Origin of the sequence: Paenibacillus sp. V4I9, from assembly GCF_030817295.1 — a bacterium.
Taxonomy (GTDB): Bacteria; Bacillota; Bacilli; order Paenibacillales; family NBRC-103111; genus Paenibacillus_E.
In genome coordinates this window covers 4,737,434-4,760,726 of sequence record NZ_JAUSZE010000001.1, presented here as the reverse complement: position 1 = coordinate 4,760,726, position 23,293 = coordinate 4,737,434, and the positions used below count along the sequence as shown (strand labels likewise).

21 protein-coding genes are annotated in these 23,293 nt (G+C 44.2%); 20 read left to right on the top strand and 1 reads right to left on the bottom strand.

Annotated elements, in window-relative coordinates; all coding sequences use genetic code 11:
* Positions 1 to 9 precede the first annotated feature (9 nt).
* Positions 10 to 789 (bottom strand): helix-turn-helix domain-containing protein, encoded by a 780-nt coding sequence (locus QFZ81_RS22405; RefSeq protein ID WP_307441334.1) that lies wholly within the window; start codon positions 787 to 789, stop codon positions 10 to 12.
* A 151-nt stretch (positions 790 to 940) separates the two neighbouring features.
* Here QFZ81_RS22405 and QFZ81_RS22400 point away from each other — a divergent pair, with 151 nt between their 5' ends.
* The 20 genes from QFZ81_RS22400 (at position 941) to QFZ81_RS22305 (ending at position 23,274) form a co-directional block, all read left to right on the top strand.
* Positions 941 to 1,714 carry a phytanoyl-CoA dioxygenase family protein gene (locus tag QFZ81_RS22400; protein WP_307441335.1) on the top strand — a complete coding sequence of 258 codons (774 nt, stop codon included), beginning with the start codon at positions 941 to 943 and terminating at the stop codon, positions 1,712 to 1,714.
* A gap of 1,256 nt (positions 1,715 to 2,970) precedes the next feature.
* Positions 2,971 to 3,507: a PDDEXK family nuclease gene (locus tag QFZ81_RS22395; RefSeq protein ID WP_307441336.1), complete on the top strand. Its 537-nt coding sequence runs from the start codon at positions 2,971 to 2,973 to the stop codon at positions 3,505 to 3,507.
* A 175-nt stretch (positions 3,508 to 3,682) separates the two neighbouring features.
* A complete protein-coding gene (locus QFZ81_RS22390; RefSeq protein WP_307441337.1) occupies positions 3,683 to 4,465 on the top strand; it encodes an amino acid ABC transporter substrate-binding protein in 783 nt (260 codons plus the stop codon).
* 12 nt (positions 4,466 to 4,477) lie between these two features.
* Positions 4,478 to 5,158 carry an amino acid ABC transporter permease gene (locus QFZ81_RS22385; protein ID WP_307441339.1) on the top strand — a complete coding sequence of 227 codons (681 nt, stop codon included), beginning with the start codon at positions 4,478 to 4,480 and terminating at the stop codon, positions 5,156 to 5,158.
* Between the two features lie 11 nt (positions 5,159 to 5,169).
* The gene (locus QFZ81_RS22380) at positions 5,170 to 5,922 is read left to right on the top strand and encodes an amino acid ABC transporter ATP-binding protein (protein WP_307441341.1); all 753 of its coding nucleotides are present in this window, start codon (positions 5,170 to 5,172) and stop codon (positions 5,920 to 5,922) included.
* 157 nt (positions 5,923 to 6,079) lie between these two features.
* On the top strand, positions 6,080 to 7,720 hold the full coding sequence (locus QFZ81_RS22375) for a putative bifunctional diguanylate cyclase/phosphodiesterase (protein WP_307604764.1): 1,641 nt from the start codon (positions 6,080 to 6,082) through the stop codon (positions 7,718 to 7,720).
* A gap of 537 nt (positions 7,721 to 8,257) precedes the next feature.
* On the top strand, positions 8,258 to 9,322 hold the full coding sequence (locus tag QFZ81_RS22370) for a Gfo/Idh/MocA family protein (protein ID WP_373462615.1): 1,065 nt from the start codon (positions 8,258 to 8,260) through the stop codon (positions 9,320 to 9,322).
* Between the two features lie 29 nt (positions 9,323 to 9,351).
* Positions 9,352 to 10,212, top strand: a complete 861-nt coding sequence (locus tag QFZ81_RS22365; protein WP_307604763.1) for a sugar phosphate isomerase/epimerase family protein — start codon at positions 9,352 to 9,354, stop codon at positions 10,210 to 10,212.
* Positions 10,213 to 10,252: 40 nt separating this feature from the next.
* Positions 10,253 to 11,122 carry a sugar phosphate isomerase/epimerase family protein gene (locus QFZ81_RS22360; protein WP_307441347.1) on the top strand — a complete coding sequence of 290 codons (870 nt, stop codon included), beginning with the start codon at positions 10,253 to 10,255 and terminating at the stop codon, positions 11,120 to 11,122.
* A gap of 484 nt (positions 11,123 to 11,606) precedes the next feature.
* The gene (locus QFZ81_RS22355; protein WP_307441350.1) at positions 11,607 to 13,268 is read left to right on the top strand and encodes a sensor histidine kinase; all 1,662 of its coding nucleotides are present in this window, start codon (positions 11,607 to 11,609) and stop codon (positions 13,266 to 13,268) included.
* 8 nt (positions 13,269 to 13,276) lie between these two features.
* Entirely contained in the window at positions 13,277 to 13,936 is a 660-nt protein-coding gene (locus QFZ81_RS22350; RefSeq protein WP_307441352.1) for a response regulator, read from the top strand.
* A 392-nt stretch (positions 13,937 to 14,328) separates the two neighbouring features.
* Positions 14,329 to 15,072: a YveK family protein gene (locus QFZ81_RS22345; protein WP_307441353.1), complete on the top strand. Its 744-nt coding sequence runs from the start codon at positions 14,329 to 14,331 to the stop codon at positions 15,070 to 15,072.
* Positions 15,056 to 15,691 (top strand): CpsD/CapB family tyrosine-protein kinase, encoded by a 636-nt coding sequence (locus QFZ81_RS22340; RefSeq protein ID WP_307441354.1) that lies wholly within the window; start codon positions 15,056 to 15,058, stop codon positions 15,689 to 15,691. Before QFZ81_RS22345 ends, QFZ81_RS22340 begins: the two co-directional genes overlap by 17 nt.
* Positions 15,692 to 15,741: 50 nt before the next feature.
* Entirely contained in the window at positions 15,742 to 16,680 is a 939-nt protein-coding gene (gene galU / locus QFZ81_RS22335; protein WP_307441355.1) for a UTP--glucose-1-phosphate uridylyltransferase GalU, read from the top strand.
* On the top strand, positions 16,649 to 17,365 hold the full coding sequence (locus tag QFZ81_RS22330; protein ID WP_307441356.1) for a sugar transferase: 717 nt from the start codon (positions 16,649 to 16,651) through the stop codon (positions 17,363 to 17,365). Before galU ends, QFZ81_RS22330 begins: the two co-directional genes overlap by 32 nt.
* Positions 17,366 to 17,394: 29 nt before the next feature.
* Complete coding sequence (locus tag QFZ81_RS22325) at positions 17,395 to 18,327, top strand: glycosyltransferase (protein WP_307441357.1); 933 nt, start codon at positions 17,395 to 17,397, stop codon at positions 18,325 to 18,327.
* Positions 18,328 to 18,335: 8 nt separating this feature from the next.
* The gene (locus tag QFZ81_RS22320) at positions 18,336 to 19,676 is read left to right on the top strand and encodes an O-antigen ligase family protein (RefSeq protein WP_307441359.1); all 1,341 of its coding nucleotides are present in this window, start codon (positions 18,336 to 18,338) and stop codon (positions 19,674 to 19,676) included.
* Positions 19,676 to 20,461, top strand: a complete 786-nt coding sequence (locus QFZ81_RS22315; RefSeq protein ID WP_307441360.1) for a WecB/TagA/CpsF family glycosyltransferase — start codon at positions 19,676 to 19,678, stop codon at positions 20,459 to 20,461. Before QFZ81_RS22320 ends, QFZ81_RS22315 begins: the two co-directional genes overlap by 1 nt.
* Positions 20,454 to 21,965, top strand: coding sequence for an O-antigen ligase family protein (locus QFZ81_RS22310; protein ID WP_307441362.1), 1,512 nt, complete (start codon positions 20,454 to 20,456; stop codon positions 21,963 to 21,965). The genes QFZ81_RS22315 and QFZ81_RS22310 overlap by 8 nt, the downstream gene beginning before the upstream one ends.
* A complete protein-coding gene (locus QFZ81_RS22305; protein ID WP_307604760.1) occupies positions 21,907 to 23,274 on the top strand; it encodes a lipopolysaccharide biosynthesis protein in 1,368 nt (455 codons plus the stop codon). Before QFZ81_RS22310 ends, QFZ81_RS22305 begins: the two co-directional genes overlap by 59 nt.
* The last annotated feature ends 19 nt before the right edge of the window (positions 23,275 to 23,293 follow it).

Here is a 23,293-nt window from a genome sequence, read left to right as displayed (position 1 = left end):
GGCCCTGTTTCATACACGGAATGTCCTTCGATAGGCGGAAGGGCTTATTTGCATTTGCTGCGAGAAGACACGGCTGAAGTAGAAAGCATTCTGAAAGCCGCACTGCTCAGCAATGGCATCGAGTGTGTCTGGCGTTTCGGCCAGCAGCAAGCGTGCTCTGGATAGTCGAACCTTTGTTGCATACCGAATAGGTGACATACCATACGCAGCTTGAAATCGCCGAGTAAGTTGAGATGCGCCAATACCAAGAGTGACAGCTAGCCCCTGCAAGGACAGTTCATGTTCGAAAGCCTGCATTTCTATATAAGCAGCCGCTTGATTCATCAAGGGATCAGACGTTCCGGATCGCTTACGCTGCGCTGTGAGCTGCTCCCGATTTGCCATGAAAAGAAGGTCTTCAATGAGATGATGAACGACCTCCCAATGAAGATCACCATGATCCGCTTCTTCCTGCCATTCTTGCAAATATTGAAAGGTGGAGCTGAGCCTACCTACATCCTTGATGCGGATTTTACCTGGCAGCGTCCAACTACTATCTAACGTGAATTCAGCGAAATGAAAAGAGATTGGTTCAAGAGCAAGGCGCCTGAGCGTTTGGCCTGGCTGGCAAAAAACAAGTTCCCCGAATTCGGCAATCCGTTCCCCTTGTTCAGCGCCCTCTAAAGTGTAGGAGAATCGACCGGATTGGGCAGCGAGCATCCCCCAGCCATCATAAGTGTCTTCGGATAGAGAAAATTGCTCTCTTTGTTTACCAAAATAGTACCGATTAATTTGGAGCTTTCCAAACATGTACTCACCCTCCAATTTCATGCAAAAAAGTATATGAATTAGTATAACCTAGTGCATGGATTAAGGGAATGCATGGCTGTAATATAAGGTTATAAGAAAGTCGATCACACAATGTGAGAGGCAAAAAAACAAATGAGAGGTGGAGATTTCAATGAGAAAGAAATCTTTGAGTATTTTAACAGAAGAGCAGCTTCAAACGTATAACGAGCAGGGGTACTTGGTACTGCGGGGCGTATTTACAGAACATGAAGCGAAAGTCATCCAAACGGAATGCGATCAATTGCTTACATTAGGCGATTATACCGATAAGTTTAACATTCGTGCAGGTCACAAGGTCTATGCGGATGGCCGAGTTGCGATCGAACGTCTGGACCCCGTTCATGACATTTCCGCGGTATTTGCTGATTTAGTGAAGGATGAGCGCATTTTATCACCACTGCGTGATATTTATTTGGACGAACCGCTTCTTTTCAAGGATAAACTCATCTTTAAGCTCCCAGGCGGGAATGGCTACTCGATGCATCAGGATGCTTCTTGGTGGCAAGGCTTCCCGATTGAAGGTCTGATCTCGGTGATGGTGGCAATTGATGGGGCGACAACGGCAAATGGCGGGTTGGAATTGTTCCCAGGCTATCACGAAAGATTGCGTTCCACGCCAAGTGAGCTGCGCAACATGAATGCGGAAGAAATTGCTGAGATTGATCCTACAAAAGGTGTTATCGTAGAAACAAATCCAGGTGATGTGATCATCTTCCATTCGTTTACACCTCATCAAAGTGGGGCCAATTTGTCCGACGTAAGCCGCAAACAGTTGTATTTGACATACACGCCTAGTAAGAATGGGAATCTATATAAAGCGCATTACCAACACTACCAACGCTATAATTTAAAAGGTAAGGACGCATCCAGCTATCATTTTATGTAGGTAAATAAAAGAGATCTGCCTTTGGCGGTAGGTCTCTTTCATCCTTCTAGCATAAATACCGCCGGAAATCGACTTCTCAGCAATCAGTCCCACGCGTCAGTGCAGAATAAGCTCGGAAAACGCGCTTAATCGATGCGGATCCGAACAAATAGGCGCGGAAGCCGCGCTTAATCGTGCGCCCCCAAACAAATAGGCGCAGAAACCGCGCCTACAGCGAGAGTTCCGCGAGCCGAAGCTCGCCGGTAGAGCCTGAGAAGTCGAAAATCGACTTCTCAGCAGTCCATCCCGCGCCGTCCGTGCAGAATAAGCGCGGAAAACGCGCTTATTCAGGCGCCCCAGAACAATTAGGCGCGGATACCGCGCTTACAGCGAGAGCTCCGCGAGCCGAAGCTCACCGCCAGAGTCTGAGAAGTCGAAAATCGACTACTCAGCAGCCCGTCCCGCGCCGTCCGTGCAGAATAAGCGCGGAAAACGCGCTTAATCAGGCGCCCCAGAACAATTAGGCGCGGATACCGCGCTTACAGCGAGAGCTCCGCGAGCCGAAGCTCACCGCCAGAGTCTGAGAAGTCGAAAATCGACTACTCAGCAGACCAACCCGCGTCGTTCGTTCAGAATAAGCGCGGAAAACGCGCTTAATCAGGAGCCCCAGAATAAATAGGAGCGGATACCGCGCTTACAGCGAGAGCTCCGCGAGCCGAAGCACACCGGTAGAACCTGAGAAGTCGAAAATCGACTTCTCAGCAGTCCATCCCGCGCCGTCCGTTCAGAATAAGCGCGGAAAATGCGCTTATTCAGGCGCCCCAGAACAAATAGGCGCGGATACCGCGCTTACAGCGAGAGCTCCGCGAGCCGAAGCTCACCGCCAGAGTCTGAGAAGCCGAAAATCGACTTCTCAGCAGTCCATCCCGCGCGTTCGTGCTGAATAAGCGCGGAAAACGCGCTTTTAGCTGAACGTGAAATAGCCCCTATAGTTTAATTGTTAAATTTTGTATGATATGCTATCATTGAATAAAAATAATATCAAACGGTTGTGAAGCACACGCCGCTTTTCTAGATCAGCATCAGCTGTTCGGAGGAGCGGTTTATTTATTTTCTGGAGGTGGGCTATACATTTATGAATGAATTTGAAAGAGCACATGAAGCCTTTTTAGCTAAACAATTCGATGAGGGACGGGGAGCGTTTAAAGCGACTTAAAGAGGGTCATGGACATGCGGAGAAGTAGATTTGGTGGAACGCATTTGGACATTTTCAAGACTTGCATCCGGAATATGAGATCAAAGATTTTCGCGACGGTACGCGCTTTTTGGATTTCGCCTTTCTTCGCCACTCACTCAGACTAGCTATTGAAATTGATGGCTTTGGTCCTCATTTCACTGATATCAGTCGTTCCCAATTCTCAGACCAATTAATCCGACAAAACCACCTTATTTTAGATGGTTGGAAAATTTTTCGTTTCTCTTATGATGATGTAAAAAACCGACCTCGCATGTGTGAGCAATTAATCCAGCAATGCATTGGCAGACACTTTGGAGATGTATTTAACCACGTAATAGAGCTTAATTATATTGAAAAAGAAATCATTCGTTTTGCCCATGCATTAGGAAGAGCAATCAAACCTGCTGATGTTCAAAAACAATTTCAGTTCCGACAAAGAAAAGCACAAGAAACTCTTAAAGGAATGTATCAGAAATCACTCCTTGAACCTGCTGGAGAAGGTCATGCTCGTGTGCGATGCTATAGAGTAGCACAGCACGTGCTTTCAAGTTGGGAAGGTTTGGCGGGTTGGGACTGAGAAGCCGATTTCCGGCCTTCAGACTCTACTGATTCGTTCGTCTCTTTCGTCACCTTCGTCTTGCACTTATCTCTGGCGCATATTTTCTCACACTACATTTTTTTTCTTAAAATTCCTTCACATGGGGAATAATACCTTTAACTCAAAAAGGGTTATTTCACAGGGGGTTATTAAAATGAAAAAATTTCTTGCAACAACTGCAGTTACTGTAGTAATCCTGACTTCGATAGGCTGTAGTTCGACTAAACCAAACGCAACACCGTCAGCATCCTCGCCGAGTAAGGCCGAAATTACGATTGGCACAGAAGGTACGTATGCACCTTTCACTTTTCATGATAAGGCTGGCAAGCTGACCGGGTTTGATGTCGAGACGGCAGAAGAGGTATGTAAACGGATTGGCATGACGCCGCGGTTTGTTGAAACCAAGTGGGATGGCATGATTGCGGGACTCGATGCGAAGCGGTATGACATGGTGGCCAACGAAGTGGCTGTTCGCCCGGATCGTTTGGAAAAGTACGACATGTCGACGCCTTATATTGTTTCCCGCGCTGTTCTTGTGGTGCATGCCAATAATACGAATATCAAGACGTTGGATGACCTTAAAGGCAAGAAGGTTGGACAATCCCTCGATAGTAATTACCGGAAAATTGCAGAAGAGCACGGAGCCGCAATTACCGCTGTGGAGGGTTTTAATCAAGCGATTGATCTACTGACTTCGGGCAGGATCGATGCGACGCTTAACGATAGTTTGTCCTTTTTGGATTTGAAAAAGCAGCGTCCTGAACTCCCGATCAAAACGGTTTATGAGGAGCCGTCAGCGACGAGCAACGCCTTTTTGTTCCGCAAGGGAAGTACGGATTTAGTTAGCAAAGTAAATAAAGCGATAGCAGACATGAAATCGGACGGTACATTGGTTCAAATTTCGCAAAAATGGTTCAATGCCGACGTAACGAAGTAAGGACCTAGCCTAATGACAAATGAACGTCTTGATCGAATCATAGGGATCCTGTCCGATTCCTTCTTTCCTATTATAAAGGCGGGGCTTACATACACAGTTCCGCTTACTTTAATCACATTTGCACTAGGACTTAGCTTGGCATTCATCACGGCGCTTGCTCGCTTATCGGACTTTGCCATGCTCCGGGCGATAGCGAGATTTTATGTTTGGGTTTTCCGCGGCACGCCATTACTTGTCCAGTTGTTTATTCTATTTTATGGTTTTCCGAGTTTGGGAATAACGCTGGATCCTTTTCCGACAGCCATTATCGGGTTTACGTTAAATAAAGGAGCGTACAGCTCCGAAATCATTCGCGCCGCGATATTGTCGATTCCAAAAGGCCAAAGTGAGGCAGCTTATTCGATCAATATGACGAAATGGCAGGCGATGAGGCGCATTATTTTACCCCAGGCCGTGCGAGTCGCTATTCCTCCATTAGGAAATTCCTTCATAAGTTTAATCAAAGACACTTCATTGGCGGCCACGATTACGGTCACGGAAATGTTTCAGAAAGGGCAGCAGATTGCAGCTGTTACTTATGAGCCATTATGGCTTTATATCGAGGTGGCCTTCGTTTATTTAGTTTTCAGTACCGTTCTTTCCTATTTCCAATCCAAGCTTGAGATCCATTATGAACGAAACATTGCCAAGTAAGGGGGCCCAGCATGATTCGAATGGAAGGGATACATAAACATTTTCATGACCTCCACGTCTTGAACGATATTGATTTGGATGTTGAAAAAGGGAGCACGACCGTCGTTATCGGACCTTCCGGTTCCGGCAAAACGACCCTATTAAGATGTCTGAAATTATTGGACTTTCCAGATCAGGGGACCCTCTCGATAGCCAAAGCGACAATGACATTTTCAGGTGAAGTCAAATTGAATAAGACTGACATCCGGTCCATCCGTAAACAAACCGGTATGGTGTTCCAGAACTATAACTTATTTCCCCATTTAACCGTTTTGCAAAATATTATGGAAGGCCCTGTTATTGTCCTTAAACAATCCTCGAAAACCGCGAAGGATAAGGCTTTATCCATCTTAGATAAGGTCGGACTTAGTGATCGTGCCGATCATTATCCACATCAACTGTCTGGTGGACAACAACAACGGGTAGGAATTGCCCGAGCAATGGCGATGAACCCAGAGGTACTATTATTCGATGAACCAACGTCTGCGCTTGACCCGGAATTGGTAGGCGAAGTGCTAAAGGTGATGAAGGATCTAGCTTTTGAAGGAATGACGATGGTCATTGTGACTCATGAAATGGGCTTCGCCAAAGAAGTGGCGGACCAAGTTGTCTTTATGGATCGAGGCGCGATTGTGGAGAGAGGAACGCCAACCGATATTTTTGACGCTTCAACGAATGAGCGGACCTTGCAATTTTTGAGAAAAGTGAATCGGAAAACAGTTTAAGAAGCCTTTTGGACTGATATCCCCAAATAGAGAAAGGCATGCTTTAAAAGAAAGGATGGAAGGAAAAAGAAGGAAAATGAAGTTTTCTGTCGAATGCTATATCCAGTCAACTTAGAGACAGTTATAGGGTTGTTGTGAGTATAGAGGAGTCGTTTATATGATAAATCCTGCGAATAAATTACTTGATGTTAAGACACTCCTAAGCATGATGGATAATATGGAAGACTCGATTTACATCATGAGTGTTGATGGATCGGATATCAAATACTTTTATGTAAATCATGCCGCTACAAAATTCAGTGGAATTACAATGGATGCTGTCGGTCTATCGTTTTTTGATATAAACACAAGCCAGATGGCGAACTATTTACATAAGAAATATACGAGAGTGGTTACCGAACGACGAACCATTAAGTATGAGGATGGCGTTGTTCTACCCAATGGTATGTTAAGCGGAGAAAGTATACTTACGCCTATTTTCAATGAAAGCGGTGACATGGAGTTCATCGTCACGGTTACTCGAGATATTACCGAGCGTAAAAAACACGAAAATTTGCTTTATCATTATGCCTATCATGACGATCTTAGTAAGCTTTATAATCGAAGATTCTTGCTTGAGCATGTGCACAATCCATCGATCATTTATTTACTTGATCTGGATTATTTCAAAAACATTAATGATATTTTCGGACATGATGTAGGTGATACCGTACTCGTAGAGGTCGCAAATCGTCTTGTTGAGAAATTTGGTGCGGATTATATACTTGTACGATTAGGTGGAGATGAATTTGTCGTCGTAGCAATGGGTGCACTTGGACAAGCTGAGGAAACTGCCGACCAAATTAGTCAACTTTTTGTGGCTCCCTTTACGGTAAATGATCATCCAATGAAGTTAAGCGTAAGTATTGGTGTGGCTCAAAGTGTGAATAGTGAAACCATTCAAACGCTTTTAAAACAAGCGGATATTGCCTTGTATAAAGCCAAAGGGGCGGGAAGAAAAAGATTTCATATCTTCGAAGCTTCATCTAAATACGACCATGTTGAGAATTTCATTCATGAGCTTGCACTCTCAGTAGCGGTTGAGAAAGAAGAATTGCATTTGCATTATCAGCTTATTTATAATCCGGTTCGGGAGGAAGTCATTGGAGCCGAGGCTCTACTTAGATGGAACTCTGCCAACATGGGAATGATCCAACCCAATGACTTTATTCCGGTTGCCGAGGAAACGGGATTGATAATTCCGATTGGATACTGGGTCATCCGGCAAGCTTGTAAGGATTGGCATCTTTTAAAAGCAGAATATGGTCCACTATTTAAAATTTCCGTCAACATTTCGAGGATTCAATTAAATGAACAACTTTTCGTTGATCAAATGCTTCAAATATTGGAAGATGAGCATGTGGACCCACGTGTAATGGAATTAGAAATAACGGAAAGCACGACGATTCACTCGATGGAAGATGTCCAACAAACGTTGCGTAGATTGCGTGCTGAAGGATTTACCATTGCTTTAGATGATTTCGGAACCGGCTATTCCTCGTTAAGCATGTTAACCTTACTTCCTATAGATAAGTTGAAGATTGACAGGTCTTTCATTTGCGAAATGAATGTGTCTCTAATTTCAGCCATTTTAGCCATGGCCAATGCACTGAACCTGCAAGTAATCGCAGAGGGCATCGAGACGTATGAACAATATAGGATGTTAAAGGAAATGAATTGTTGGGGAGTACAAGGTTACTATATCAACAAGCCAGCCGAGTATGCCTTATTACCCAAACAGGTGGTTGTTAGAAAGTAGATGCGAGGTCAACGTCCAGTGTGCATGCTGATGACGTTGATCTTTTTTTGTTTTACATGAGGAGCGTTCACACGAACTAGTTGATTAAACAGCCATAATATACCCAAGCCTACATAAAGAAAGTCCATATACAAACCTTGTTGTATCTTGTATCTTGTTAAAATTGACACATCGCATCGTACAAGGAATTTGGGATTTGTGGTGGGGCCAATATTTGGCGTTTTTAATGGGTTTTCATTTTCAATATGTCAGTATAACAGCTTTGGTTTTAATAGTTTTGCTTTATCCATCGGCGCTATGATTGGCAATTTGTATGACTTGGGGAGCATGCTCGGTTGGTGCGCTCTACCTTGGTTTAGCTTCTTCATCGTTGGGCTAGTTAATATTTGCTTTATGCTCAAAGAGCAAAGGACTCCTTCAAAATGAAAGCCTTTTTTTGACCATATAATCCATGGATATGCTCATCCTATGCATTCTACCTCAGCAAAAATCATGCTATCCTGATTGCATATGACACGAAGGAGGCAAGTATTTGAAATGAGCATAAACAAATTGAAAATTGGTGTAATCGGAGCAGGCTCGATATCTGATATGCACTTTGAGTCCTATGTTAAGCAAGCAGACGCAGAATTGGTTGCCGTATGTGATTTGAATCGTCAAAGAGCGGAGGATAAAGCCGCCAAGTATAATGTTGAGCATATTTACACAGATTATCGGGAGCTTCTGGCCAATCCAGAGGTGGAAGCTGTAAGTATTTGTACATGGAATAATACACATGCTGAGATTAGCATTGCAGCTTTGCGTGCTGGCAAGCATGTTCTTGTAGAGAAACCACTTTGCAAAACCGTGGAAGAGGCTGAGCGCATTCAAGACGCCGTTCGTGAAACAGGGAAAATTCTGCAGGTCGGTTTTGTACGCAGATATGATACCAATGCACAGCTCGTTAAGCGCTTTATCGATAATGGCGATTTGGGAGAATTGTACTATGCCAAAGCTTCGTGTCTTCGTCGATTAGGTAATCCAGGGGGCTGGTTTGCTGACTCGGAACGATCTGGCGGAGGACCTTTAATTGATATTGGTGTACATGTGATTGACTTATGCTGGTATTTAATGGGGAGACCTAAACCTGTTTCGGTCAGTGGTCATACGTATAACAAGCTCGGGAATCGGGCAAATGTACGCAATCTTTCCTTTTACAAAGCAGCCGATTATAATGTGGATTTGAATACCGTTGAAGATATGGCCAATGCCTTAATTCGGTTTGAAAATGGGGCTTCCCTCATGGTTGATGTTAGCTTTACCCTTCATGCCAAAAAGGATGAAATCGCGGTCAAGCTGTACGGAGATAAGGGCGGAGTGGAATTGGAGCCGGAGCTTGTTCTCGTCACGGAAATGCTGGATACCATTTTAAATGTAACGCCGCAGACAGATAGCAAATCTATTAACATAACAGAAGCTTTTAATCAGGAGATCAGTCATTTTCTAAGCTGTTGTCGAACTGGGAATTCACCGATTAGTCCTGTTGAAGATGGACTTACTATGATGAAAATCCTTTGTGGTATTTATGAATCAGCTGCCAAAGGCCAGGAAATCAGATTATAGCAACTAGGGATAGATAGGGAGGAACGGATATGAAAGTTGGCGTTAGTACGTATAGTTTATTTCAAGCTCTGAAGTCTGGAGAAATGGACATTATTGGTGTTATTGACTGGATTGTCGATCAGGGTGGCGAACATGTTGAGATTGTGCCCCTTGGCTATGAATTAACTGGTAATTTGAAGCTTGCAGATGAGATTCGAGTTAAGGCGCAGTCACGCGGCATCGAAATATCTAATTATGCGATTGGAGCAAACTTTCTAACTGATTCTCAAGAGGCCTATGAACAGGAAATTAAACGGGTCAAAGGGGAAGTCGATATTGCTGCAAGGCTTGGTGTACAAAGAATGCGCCATGATGTCGCACAAAGTGAGGATCGTTCTATTGCGAACTTTAACAAAGAACTTGAACGTATGGCGGAGGCCTGTCGGCAAATTGCTGACTATGCTTCGCAATATGGCATCATAACGAGCGTTGAGAATCACGGATACTTTGTGCAGCATAGTGACCGCGTTCAAACGTTAATTCAAGCCGTAGACCGTGCCAATTTCCGCACAACGTTAGATGTAGGCAATTTCATGTGTGTAGATGAAGATCCCGTTGCTGCGGTGAAAAATAATCTGCCTTTCGCTTCGATGGTCCATGTGAAAGATTTTTACCTTCGTCCTTCATATCAAAATCCAGGCAAGGGTTGGTTTCAGACCCTGCAAGGCAATCATTTGCGCGGCGCTATTGTGGGTAATGGTGATATTGATATGAAAGAAGTATTGCGCGTTATTAAAAGCTCCGGCTATGACGGATTCATTTCCTTGGAATTCGAAGGTATGGAGGAATGCAAAATGGGTACGATGATTGGATTGCAAAATATTAGAAGGTTATGGGAAGATGTGGAATAGGCAATATAATTCAGCGATACGAAAGGTGTGTTGATGACATATGGGGAATCCGATTGGCATTATGGTTGACAGTCTGCGTCTAGGCTTGCGCGATGGTTTGAAGAAAGCCAAAGAGCTCGGTGCAGACGGAGTACAAATATATGCAGTTTCAGGTGAGATGGACCCAGCGAACTTATCACCTCAAGCGCGTAAGGAATTAAAAGCTTACATCGAGTCATTGGGGCTTAGCATCTCTGCTTTGTGTGGGGATTTAGGCGGTCATGGCTTCCAAGATCAGTCGGTGAATGCAGACAAAATTGAAAAATCAAAGCGTATTCTCGACCTTGCGGTTGAGCTGGGAACAAAGGTCGTAACCACTCACATCGGTGTCGTGCCTGAGCAGGCCAATGGCCCTATCTATGAAACGATGCTGCATGCGTGTGAGGAATTAGGCGTGTATGCAAGCAGCTTAGGTGCTTATTTTGCCGTGGAAACTGGTCCGGAAATAGCCGCTCATTTGAAAAGCTTTCTAGATGCGTTGTCCACCAAAGGCGTTTCGGTTAACTTTGATCCGGCGAATATGGTGATGGTGACTGGCGATGATCCTGTTCAAGGGGTTATCACGTTGAAGGATTATATTGTCCACACGCATGTGAAGGACGGTATCCGGCTGCGCCAGGCAGACCCTCGCGAAGTCTACGGTTCACTCGGTTATCAACCGATGAGTCACGAGCTTATCGCCGAGGCAGCGACATCAGGACCTTACTATCGAGAGCTTGCTCTAGGTGAAGGTCATGTCGATTTCGAGCGATACTTTCAGGCGCTTCGTGACATTGGTTATACGGGCTATTTGACCATTGAGCGTGAAGTTGGGGAGAAGCCTGAGGTAGACATTGCGAACGCGATTGCGTTTATTCGGAAATATCAGTAAATGATGGAGAATCTTCAGAGGATTATCAGAACATCATCAGAAATGACAAGAACTCGCAATTTTGCGGGTTCTTTTTTTATATGGTCAGGTTGAGAGGTCGAAAATAGACCGCTCAGTGTCGAAGCGGGGGGGGGGGAAGTGCTCTGAGAGGTCCGAAAAGGACCCAAAACGACCTAAAAAGCGTTAATAAATGAAAATTCCGCAGGAAATTCATGGTACAAAAGGATGAATTTTTTTATAGCAATGAAATCCTTTTCAGTTTTTTATTCGTCAAATGGTTAGGTCTATGTAATCAAAACATCTAGACCTTTACTCCTGAAAATTGCTATTTTCCATTTAATGAGACACAAAACTACAATTAATACGAAGTATATAGTCATATACAGGCCTTTTGACTGTAAAAATTTAACTGTTATGATAAAGGTAAACTTGGGTATTGTTTAAGGAACCAAATACAAATATCGGTTAAAGGATGATTACACAAATGAGAAAGCTGTTCTCTGGTGAAAGTAAAGTCTTTTACTTGTACCGGTATATTTCGCTCGCAGGGACTTCGTTAGTGTATGCCATCGAGGATCGTGGCCCCCCATTAGTTATCAAAATTGGCATCATACTGGTGCTATTCATCTTTGCCAAGTGGATTACGGATATGTATACCCAAAGTGGCCAAGCCTCTCGCACAATTAAAATAACCGTAGGCTTGGAAATGACCGGGATGATGATCCTGCATCTTCTAAGCGGCGGTATGGACAGTCCGTTTCTGTGGTGCGTATTCAATCCCGCCTGGATGGCTGCCAGCTATCTTTCCTCGGTTTATTGCTGGTTTATGATGCTGAGTTACTTCTTATTCGTCACCGCATTTTCCTACTTTTTTGCCAATGACCAAACGCAAACGCTAGCCACTATTTTGCTTAATGAAAATCGATTTTACCTGATGTTATTGTTCATGACGCTCTCCATTCAACTATTAGCTGGTGTCAAAAGTAGGCTTGAGATTGCGAACGCTCGAACCACGGAGACGATGGAGCATATGAAGTCGCTGTATCAAATCGTGGAAGCAGCCACGCATAGCGAATCAGAGAATTTGAAAATCATTTTTGCTGAGTTTGCTCTAAAACTGACCAAACTCAAGATGTCCTTCTTCTGGGATGTCAATGGGAATGGCGGACACGATCCCCTTATTACCCAGGGTATCACGCCAGTTGGTGTAGAAGCTTCCCTGTCTGCAGCTATTGAAATGCATGCGGCCGAACTCAGACAGCTAGATAGTTGTATGGTGATGAGTCTTCCTGAGCATGGTGATTTTCTCGTGATTCCTATCAAGTCATCGACTCGATTCTGGGGAGTGATGGGGGTGAAGATTGAGCGCTCCAGCTATGAGGAAGGTAGACATTGGTTCGTCAAACAGTTGTATTTTCTTTCTGAGCTTTGCGCCGTCATTTTGGAGAGGCACCAGCTCGAGCGTATCGAGAACCAGCTGATGATTATCGAGGAGCAGAATCGGATTGCCGATGAGATGCACGACAGCGTTTCGCAGTACATTTTCGGAATTGTGTATGCCGTCCATTCACTCAGTCGCAAATGGAAAGACATTTCAACAGATCAGATCAAGGAGCAGCTCCAAATCATCCAAGAGTCATCTGTCGCAGCTTCTCAAGAGCTTCGTTCAACCATTTATAGTCTTAGCTCTAGGAAAAATGGCGGTGCTTTTTGGATCACTACCGTCAAATCTCATCTAGACAGTTTGTCCAAGCTGCACGCTGTGAAAGTAACCTTAAATGTGACTGGAGATGATCATGGTCTACAGGTCAATTATCAAAAGGCTTTGTTCAGAATCATATCGGAAGCAACTGGAAACGCCATTCGTCATGGCCGAAGCAGTCACATTAAGGTAGATCTCAGTATGAAGTCAGATGAGGTGAAGCTGTCGGTCTTAGATAACGGAAGTGGATTCAGTGTAACAGAACGTCTGTCTGATCCTAAGGTATCCGGGCTTGGCGTAAACAACATGGAGCTGCTTGTTCATTCTTTTGGCGGAACGATTAACATTCAGAGCACGAAAGGAAAAGGTACACATATTCAAGTGACCCTCCCATCCGGGCATCAGGATAAAAAGGAACTAAATGAACTTCAAATGATGGGCTAAACAAGGTCATGAAGGCTATTCCCATTCTAACGAAAGCAGGTGGTACTGTGAAAGTTGTTATCGTAGATGATCATCCGTTGGTGCGAAAAGGGTTGTCAGCTGTGCTAAAGCTTGAAGCTAACATCGAAATTTCTGGCGAATCGGAAACGGTGGAGCACGCGTTGGAGTTAATCAAGGAAACGAAACCGGATCTGGCTATCGTGGATCTTAAGCTGGGGAATCGTTCTGGACTCGAAGTGGTTGAGATGATTAAAGATTCGCCATGCCGAAGTATCATTCTGACGTCATCGACCTCGGAGCAGGATGTAAGAAGGGCAGAGGCTGTGGGTGCGGATGGTTATGTACTCAAAGAAGCACTGCCAGAAGAATTGCTGCTTGCAATTAAATTGATTTTCAAAGGTAAAAAGTATTACGATCCAGGTTTAATGGAAATGTTGTTCAAGAAAGAGGAAGAAGACAGCTTCAGTAAGCTTACGCCGAAGGAGCGGGAAGTGTTAATTGGTCTTGGAGAGGGTTTGTCCAATCAAGGAATGGCCAAGAAACTGATGGTCACCGAGTTCACAGTCAAGAAGCACGTTAGCCAAATTTTAAACAAACTATGTGTCAACGATCGTACGCAAGCGGCTTTGTTAGCGCAATCCAAGGGACTAGTCAGCAGTTTTCAGTAAGCCATTTAAGCATTCATGGTCCGAAAGTATACCATTGCTTTATTACATATAGCCATTGGTGGATACACGAAATAGACCCGAAAAATTATAATATCGGGTAATATCATAATTCTGGGAATTCATATAGTATTTGTGTATAACCAACTAACTGACAAAAAGCGGCATTCTTCATTCCTTTTGATCGTAGAGTGCTTCACCTAGGCTACTAGCTAGCTAACTCTGTCGAAAAGAGATTGTTGAATGCTCTGGCTAAAGGAGTGATTGAATGTCGGTTCGATAGTGGGGGTACAGGCTAATAAAACGCTTTCATTGCAAATATCATAGCTCAATTTATTGGGAAAAGCAAGACTGTTTTCATCGATTTTTTAACTATTTTTTTTCGGGAGGGTACCATGGAGAAATCGATCTTGGATTACTTTGTACTCATTCGCAAAAAGCTGTGGATGATTGCGCTGTTCGTTCTTCTCTCGTGTCTGACAACGTTCTATGTCAGCAAGACATTCGTCGAGCCTGTTTACAAGGCGAACACACAAGTGCTGGTTAGCAGCACGTTCAAGAGTGAAGAGGCGATAGATCTTAACGATGTGTCGATGAACTTGAATTTAATTGAGAGCTACAAGGAAATCATGAAGTCAGATCATATCATTCAATTGATGTTGCAGAGTCACCCCGAATTCGGAATGACCCAGAAGCAGCTGGTGAAGAATCTGAAAGTGAGCTCCACGGATAAAACACAAATTATCAAAATTGAGCTTGAGGATCATAGCTATGAAAAAGCGGTTGTGATTACCAAGACACTTGCTGATACGTTCATTAGTGAAGTACCAAGCTTGATGAATATGAATAATGTCAAGATTCTTTCTAGTTCTGATGCTGCTGTGAAGCCATTACCAGTCAATTCCAGCGTAGTCATCAATCTTGCTTTGAGCTTCATTTTATCGGCGATGGCAGCCATTGGTGTTTTCTTCTTCTTTGAAAATATGAATGATACCATTCGTTCTGAAAAAGAAGCCGAGCATATCGTTGGACTGCCGGTACTTTCTTCCATCGGAACGATTAAAAAGGGTAAAGCATCTAAACCTTCGCGTGCACGAAGCAGAGAGGTAGGGGAAAAGGCATATGTCGCAGCTAAGTAATGTTCTTGTGGCTGAACTGGATCCGATTTCGTCGGTCTCCGAAGCTTATCGTTCCTTGCGGACAGCGGTACGCTATAAAAAGGTTGTACCAGCAGGTCAAGGAATGGTGCTCATGGTTGCATCTCCCAAGGCGCAAGAAGGCAAGACGACGACCCTTGCTAATCTGGCTATTACCTATGCTCAGGAAGGCAAGTCTGTCGTGATCCTTGATTGTAATTTACGGCAACCAGCCCTGCATGAGATGTTTGGTGCCAAGAATTCGAAAGGCCTGATCCACTTTTTAAATAAGGGGATAACCGCCCAAGAAGTCATTACACCGACAGGAATTATCGGGCTTGATCTGATCGCTAGCGGTGGTCAACCGCTGAATCCATCCGAGCTGTTAGGCTCCGCCCAAATGAATGCCTTGATGAACGGGCTCAGGCAGCGATATGAAGTCATTCTCATCGATTCGCCATCAACACTTGACTATACAGATGCTTGTTTACTTTCTGAGTATTGTGATGGCGTGATGCTAGTTGCCAAAAATGGCAAGACAAAGCGAGATTGGGCTAAGCAAGCAAGAACACAGTTAGAGCAGTCTGGAGCCAGAATGCTTGGCATTGTTTTCAACCAATAATTGAATAATTGAAGGCTAGACTTTCCATAATCGATAGGAGGATGAGAGAGATGAAAAAGGTGAAAAAAGCAATTATTCCGGCTGCGGGATTAGGAACGAGATTCCTGCCTGCTACGAAAGCGATGCCCAAAGAGATGCTCCCAATCATCAACAAACCGACTATTCAATACATCGTGGAAGAAGCCATCGAATCCGGAATCGAAGATATTATTATTGTTACCGGTAAAGGGAAGAGGGCAATCGAAGATCACTTCGATAATGCTTTCGAGCTAGAAAGCAAGCTGCTGGAAACAGGGAAGCTGGAGCTTCTCAAGGAAGTTCAGCGTTCATCCAAGGTAGAGATTCATTACATTCGTCAAAAAGAACCCAAAGGTCTTGGGCATGCGGTCTGGTGTGCAAGAAGGTTCATTGGGAATGAACCATTCGCTGTGCTGCTGGGCGATGATATTGTCACAGGGAAGGTGCCCTGCCTAAAACAACTCATTCAGCAATATGAATTATCAGAAAATTCAGTTATTGGCGTACAAACCGTACCGCCAGAGCTTACCAATCGTTATGGCGTCATTGATCCAGGTGAGCAAAATAACCGCCTGTATCAAGTGAAAGACTTGGTTGAGAAACCAAAATTAGGCACAGCCCCTTCCAATCTTGCCATTATGGGTAGATATGTGTTCTCCCCTAAAATCTTTGAATTTTTGGAGCTTCAGGAGAAAGGCGCTGGCGGAGAAATTCAGCTAACAGACGCGATTCAGAAGCTTAATCAAATAGAACGAGTGCTAGCGTATCATTTTGACGGTATCCGTTATGATGTGGGTGAACGTCTCGGTTACATTCTCACGACAATGGCGTTCGCCTTGGAGAGTAAAGATCTTCGGCCCGATGTACTTGAAGCGATGGCTGCCATCCTTATCAAGGAGCAATATGAACCAATTCTAGAGCATCTGGGAGGTGGAGACCATGAGCTTGCGCGAACTGCAGGAGGATTATGAGTACCTGGGACCTCAGAAAATTTCCCAGAAGAGCTACTACACGGCTGCTACTCCTAGACCGCAAGAAGGGAAAAGCGCTGCTTCCTATTTGTTTGTAAAACGGATGCTCGATATTATGCTATCCCTCATGGGCATTCTCTTCCTGACACCGTTATTTATCGTCATTGCTATCTGGATTAAGGTGGAAGATCCTAAAGGCTCCGTTTTCTTCAAACAAAATCGAGTAGGTAAAGACGAAAACCTGTTTCCGATGTATAAGTTTCGCTCGATGGTGTCCAATGCGGAAGAGCTGAAGCAGCAGTTAATGAGTCAGAATGAAGTTGAAGGCGCAATGTTTAAAATGAAGAATGATCCTCGCGTTACACGCGTCGGACGATTACTTCGCAAAACAAGTATAGATGAGTTGCCACAATTGTGGAACGTACTCGTCGGTGATATGAGCTTGGTCGGACCAAGACCGGCTTTGCCGAATGAAGTTAGCGAGTATACACCATACGAGAAGAAGCGTTTGGCCGTTACACCTGGTTGCACGGGTTTATGGCAAGTAAGCGGACGAAGTAATTTAAGCTTCGGGCAAATGGTTGAACTCGATTTGACTTACATCAGAGAACGAAGCATTTTTTATGATTTGAAAATCATCTTGAAAACAGTTTCGGTCCTTCTTGGCTCCAAAGATGCCTTTTAGAGAACAGAAGGGAAAGGAGTAACACCATCGTGCTTATTCAGCCAAAACCAAGGGTATCCATTGTCATCTGTACCTATAATCGTGCGGATTTGCTTCAAATCACTTTGAACTCGTTACCTGCTTTAAAGGCTATAGACAAAGCTGAGATTCTCATTGTGGATAACAATTCCACTGATCATACGCGCGAGATCTCACAATCGTTTATTCAGCGTCAAGCAGGGGGGACGGACATTCATTATCTATTTGAACAAACCCAAGGGCTTTCGGCTGCGCGAAATAGAGGTATTCAAGAAGCTAAGGGTGATATTGTTGCCTTTCTCGATGATGATGCAGTTCCTTGCATGGAATGGATTCGCACCATCATAGACACCTTGGATAGTCGGCAGGATGTCTATGCGATGGGAGGTGTGATTCGACCTCGTTTCGAAAGTGAACGGCCGAAATGGTTGATCGAAGCACTAGAGCTGCCTTATACGATTGTTGATATGGGAGCAACTGTGCACGAGTATCCGATGAACAGGCATCCATTTGGCGCGAATATGGCGATTCGCAAATCCTTTCATGACAAATATTTGTTCCCAACCGACCTAGGTAGGAAGGGAACACTGCTATTGTCTGGTGAGGAATCCTGGATATTTGAACAGATGAAGAAAGAAGGGAAGGCTATTCTTTATCAGCCTTCCATGGTGGTTGATCACTTCATCCCGGATAGCCGCTTGTCGAAAGATTGGATCAAACAGCGTTATTATTATCAAGGTGTTACGAATGGCTCGATGCATAAGAGTTATATCAGCAAGCTTGTTCTTCTAGGTAAGGTTGCCAGCAAGGTGCTCTACATTGCCGTAGATGCCTTGTTCGCGCGTACCGAAGGAAGAAAACTGCTGATTACATGCCGATTGCAAAGCATAAGAGGCACGCTAGACACGCTCAGTAGACGTGGAAAAATGCGCTTAACAGGGTGAGGATACTGATGACGACGGATCTTCCAATTCAGCTCAAAAAACCGATGTATTATGGTGCGGTCTATGTACTTCTTGCAGTATTGCTGGGCGTAGCGGCTGCTTATCAGCCTCTGTTCAGTATCTTGGGGCTGGGCGTGCTTTTCTCATTCGTGTATGCCATCTACCAGCCGGAGAAAATGAGTTATCTAGTCCTTTTATCGACCGCCATATCGATTAACTACATCGTCGAAGCGAATGTACCTGGATTAGAGATTATTTCTCTTTATAAACTTGGGATTTTAATACTGTTAGTTCCCTGTATGCTGCAAAACGGACTTCGATTGAAGTTCATCTATCCCATAGCAGCTATCGCCAGCATGTTATTCCTTACCATCTTCTTCTCGGATTGGCATCCAAGGCTGACGTTATCACTCACCTTGAAAGCATTTATCGGACTGACGCTTCCCTTCTTTTTTCTCATGATCAAATGGAATAAAGGGACTGCGCAAAGGCACATCCGGATTATTTGTCTGCTGCCATTGGTAAGTATTGGAACTGGGGCGCTGCTTCAATTGGCTCATCTGTATTCGTTTCTCAATGTGGAGTTCACGGGAGCGGTTCGGGTACAAGGGGCGAATATCGCACCCCACTTGGCGATGCTAGCTTTTCTAGGCATTACCGTTGCCTTAATAGAGACCAAACGCAATCCACTGCAAGCCAGGTTTTATTATTGTACACTGGCTGCTAACTTTGCGATTCTGATCGCTACGGGAACTAGAGGGCCTATCCTCGCCATGCTGGCCATGGCTGCTTACTATTTCTTCGATATGGTTAAGCAGTATATCAAAGGGAAGCTAATCTTAATTATCCCGCTGCTTTGTTCCTTGGCCTTGATCGGTGGAGCCGTCTATGTGCAGTGGGACAATATGACAAAGCGTTCGTTCGAACGCCAGACAGGTACAGGTATTGACTTGTCAGGTAGAACCGAAGCATGGAGCTACTTCTTGAAAGGGGTAAAAGATTCGCCTCTGACAGGTAGAGGGCTAGGTGCGGTTACCGTTGCGAATGACGGAAGTTTATATGAAGGTTTTGTGGTTCCCCATAACGAGTACATCCGTTTTTATTACGATGCTGGTTATATCGGATGCAGCCTGTTGTTTCTATCGTTACTAATCTTATTTGGAATGATCTATCGAGTAATCCCGCAGAGAATTAAGATTTATTACGTGGCGTTCATCCTGGCGTTCTTTCTATATTCCTTGTCGGATAACACCTTATCGACTGTTCAATTCATCATTCCTTTTTGCTGGTATTTGAATAGCTTGTATATCCTGTCAACGACAAATTCGAAAAAAGAAGAAGTGATCTGATGAGTAGAGTGACTATGTTCGATGTTAATTTTGATAATTATGATTTTCTGGACTTGCTTGCCTATATGGATGAGGTCATACGTCAGAAAAGTCATTCTTACATTTTGACCTGTAATGTCGATCATTTAATCAAGCTCAGAAAGGATGCTGAGTTTCAGAAGGTGTATTCGGGTGCAGGTGCCATTGTTGCGGACGGTATGCCGATCATATGGGCATCGAGGATGCTCCGTAAACCGCTCAAGCAGAAGGTATCCGGATCCGACTTGTTCACAAAGTTAGGTGAAGCTTTCGCAAGCAGGCAATACAAGCTTTTTTTCTTAGGATCAGCTGTCGGTATTCCGGAGCAAGCGGTAAAGAATCTGAAACTCGTATTTCCAAATCTGAATATCGTTGGCTGTTATTCACCCTCCTATGGTTTCGAGAAGAAAAAAGAGGAGAATGAGCAAATTGTTCAGATGCTGATTGATACACAGCCTGACATTGTGTTTGTTGGCGTTGGCGCTCCGAAACAGGAGAAGTGGATTTACCAGAACTATCTTCAATATAAAGTCCCGATCTCTATTGGCGTTGGCGCAACGTTTGATTTCATTTCGGGCACAGTGAAGAGAGCTCCGAACATTATGCAGAAAACAGGTTTCGAATGGTTCTGGCGTCTTGCCCAAGAACCGCGAAGGTTATGGAAGCGTTACTTGGTTCACGATGCTATGTTTGCTGTCTTGCTATGGCGGGAAGTTGTTAAGCAATTCAAGATGAAACGGGAGGGGACGGGAATCAACAGTGGATGAAATAAGCAAAATGATTAAGCCCCCTTTTATCATGATGCAGGCTAGTCGGATGACAATCTTGTTGGTTGGAATGGCTTTGCTCGTCTCTTTATTCATCGGTTATTCTAGTGCAACGCTAAGTCCTGAACTTAGTATCCAAATCACGATCCTGTCGATGCTGCTGTTTCCCGCTTTTGTGATGGCCTTGCTAGACTCGCGTCGATTGATTCCTTATATTCTTCTCGTTTGGGTCATTTGCCCGGAGATCCGAAGAATTCAAGATTGGATGGAAGGTACGTACCATTCTGTCTCCTTATTAAGCATTGCCCCACTGTTAACGAGTGCGGTGCTTATCATTCCAATCCTTGCCAAGTTTCACCAAATGGAATCTCGGATATACAAGCTGCTCATTTATGTAGGTATTGTGCTGCTGTATGGAAGTCTGATTGGTGTAACTAAGAATGGGAGCGGAGCCTTCTATGACTTAGCTAACTATTTGATTCCATTACTGTTAATCCCTTATGCTGCCTTATCTCATTTCGATAATAAAGCGCTGGATCGCTTAATTGTCGCATTCTCTAACACCGCCATCTTGGTTGCTGTTTATGGCATTATCCAATATGTGATGGTACCGCCCTGGGATGCTTTCTGGATGAACCATGTGGAAATGACCTCAATTGGTCACCCGCTACCCTTGGAGATCCGGGTGTTCTCTACGTTGAATTCCCCAGGACCAGCAGGGATGTATATGGGAACTGCGCTTGCACCGATGATTCTGGAAAAAAGGTGGCGGGGACCGCTGGGCTGGATCGGTATTATTCTGGTAACGGTGGGACTACTCATCACATTAGTCCGTTCGGCTTGGGTTATGCTTTTCATTGACATCGCTATTTATACGGCTGTATCAGCGGGTAGACAAAAATGGAAATTGATTGCTCAATTAACAGCCGTTATTGCAGCCATGTATCTCATTATTCCAAAGCTGCCGGGTGCACAGGGGCTGATCGCCCGATTGGATACAATGACAGCTATTCAGGATGATCATTCCTACAATGAAAGACTAGATTTCTTTCATACCGTTTTCCCTATGTTGTTTGCTAAACCGCAAGGGTTAGGTCTTGGCAGTATTGGTGTCGGCACCAAGCTAAGTAACGGAGGGGCACTTGGTGAATATGGCATTTTCGATAATGGGTTCGTTGCCATTTTCCTTACCTTTGGCATTCTCGGAGGCTTGCTGTTTCTATGGGCCTTATGGCTCGTCACCCGTTATCTGTTATCCCAAAAAAAACAACCAGGCGGTATAACAGCTTACGGAAAACTGGGGCTCTCGGCTTTGCAAGGAAGTATCGTTTGTCTCGTGTTTGAAAATGGTTATACGGGTTTGAAAGGCTTTCTACTATGGATGGTCGTAGGAATTGGGATCATGGCGCATCAAACGATCGTTCAAGAGAGGAGGCAAATTCAGGATGCAGCAACCAGTCAACTTGAAAATAGTCCGCATAAAGCCTCTATTCGGCTTCATTAAAGCTTTCTTTTCAAGCAAGAGTCATATCTCGGCTTCCATTAGAACGATGTTTTTCAGTGTACTAATCTTAGTGATTAATATGCTTACAGGTATTTTGACAGCACGTTTTCTAGGACCATCCGGCCGAGGCGAGCAAGCGGCTATGGTCTTATGGTCACAGTTTCTAGCCTTTAGTTTCACTTTCGGTTTGCCTTCCGCCATTATTTACAACGTGAAAAAGAACATGAAGGATTCCGCCAAGCTTTATTCGACCGCTGTTCTCATGGGTTTGACAGCAGGCATGCTTGCAATGAGCTTGGGGATATTGGTTTTACCCTATTGGCTCCGTACGTATTCAGACAGCGTGGTCCTTTTTTCCCAATGGTCCATGGTACTCGTGCCTCTCATCGTATTGTCCCAGATTAATAATGCGATGATGCAGGTGAGAGGCGAATATAAGCTGTTCAACCGTCTGCGCTTTCTTGTTCCGCTTAGTACGCTCATCGGTTTAGGGCTGCTAATCCTAACAAGAACAATGAATCCTTACACGTCAGCCGTGGCCTATCTCGCTCCGGCGGTTCCCTTTTACATATGGACAACAGTGCGCTTACTTAATCAGTACAAATTCGTGATAAAGGATGCATTTCAATCCTTCAAGACATTAATCCGGTATGGTATTGGATCTTACGGTAACGATTTAATGGGCAATGTCTCCTATTATATCGATCAAATTGTAATTATCGGTCTCCTTAATCCAACGGAGCTTGGACTGTATGCGGTGGCGGTAAGCCTTTCTCGTGTAGTCAATATTTTCTCTACATCCATTATTGTGGTGTTGTTCCCGAAAGCATCGGGTTTACCTAAGGATAAAGTCGTTGAGATGACATTCCGTGTATACAGGATCAGCACTTGTGTCGCTTTATTTTGCTCCATGATGATTATGCTGGTTGCACCTTTCGTAATGCCTCTACTGTATGGCCCTGATTTTAAGGAAGCGATCAGTGTTTTTCGAATGCTGCTGCTCGAAGTTTCCATATCCGGTGGAACCATGGTTTTGGCTCAAGCGTTCATGGCTTTAGGCAAGCCCAAGATTGTTACGATTCTGCAAGGGATAGGGCTGCTAATCGTCATCCCGTTACTAACGGTACTGATTCCGAAGTTCGGATTGTTCGGTGCGGGAATGGCCATATTATCATCGGGTTTACTGCGATTCGTCTTTATTCTACTAAATGTCAAATTCACCTTGAAGACGAAACTTCCTAAATTATTGATTAATAAAGATGATGTACGTTGGTTACTTTCAGCAATATCAGCATATAAAGCCAAATAATTTGTTTGAAACTGGGGGA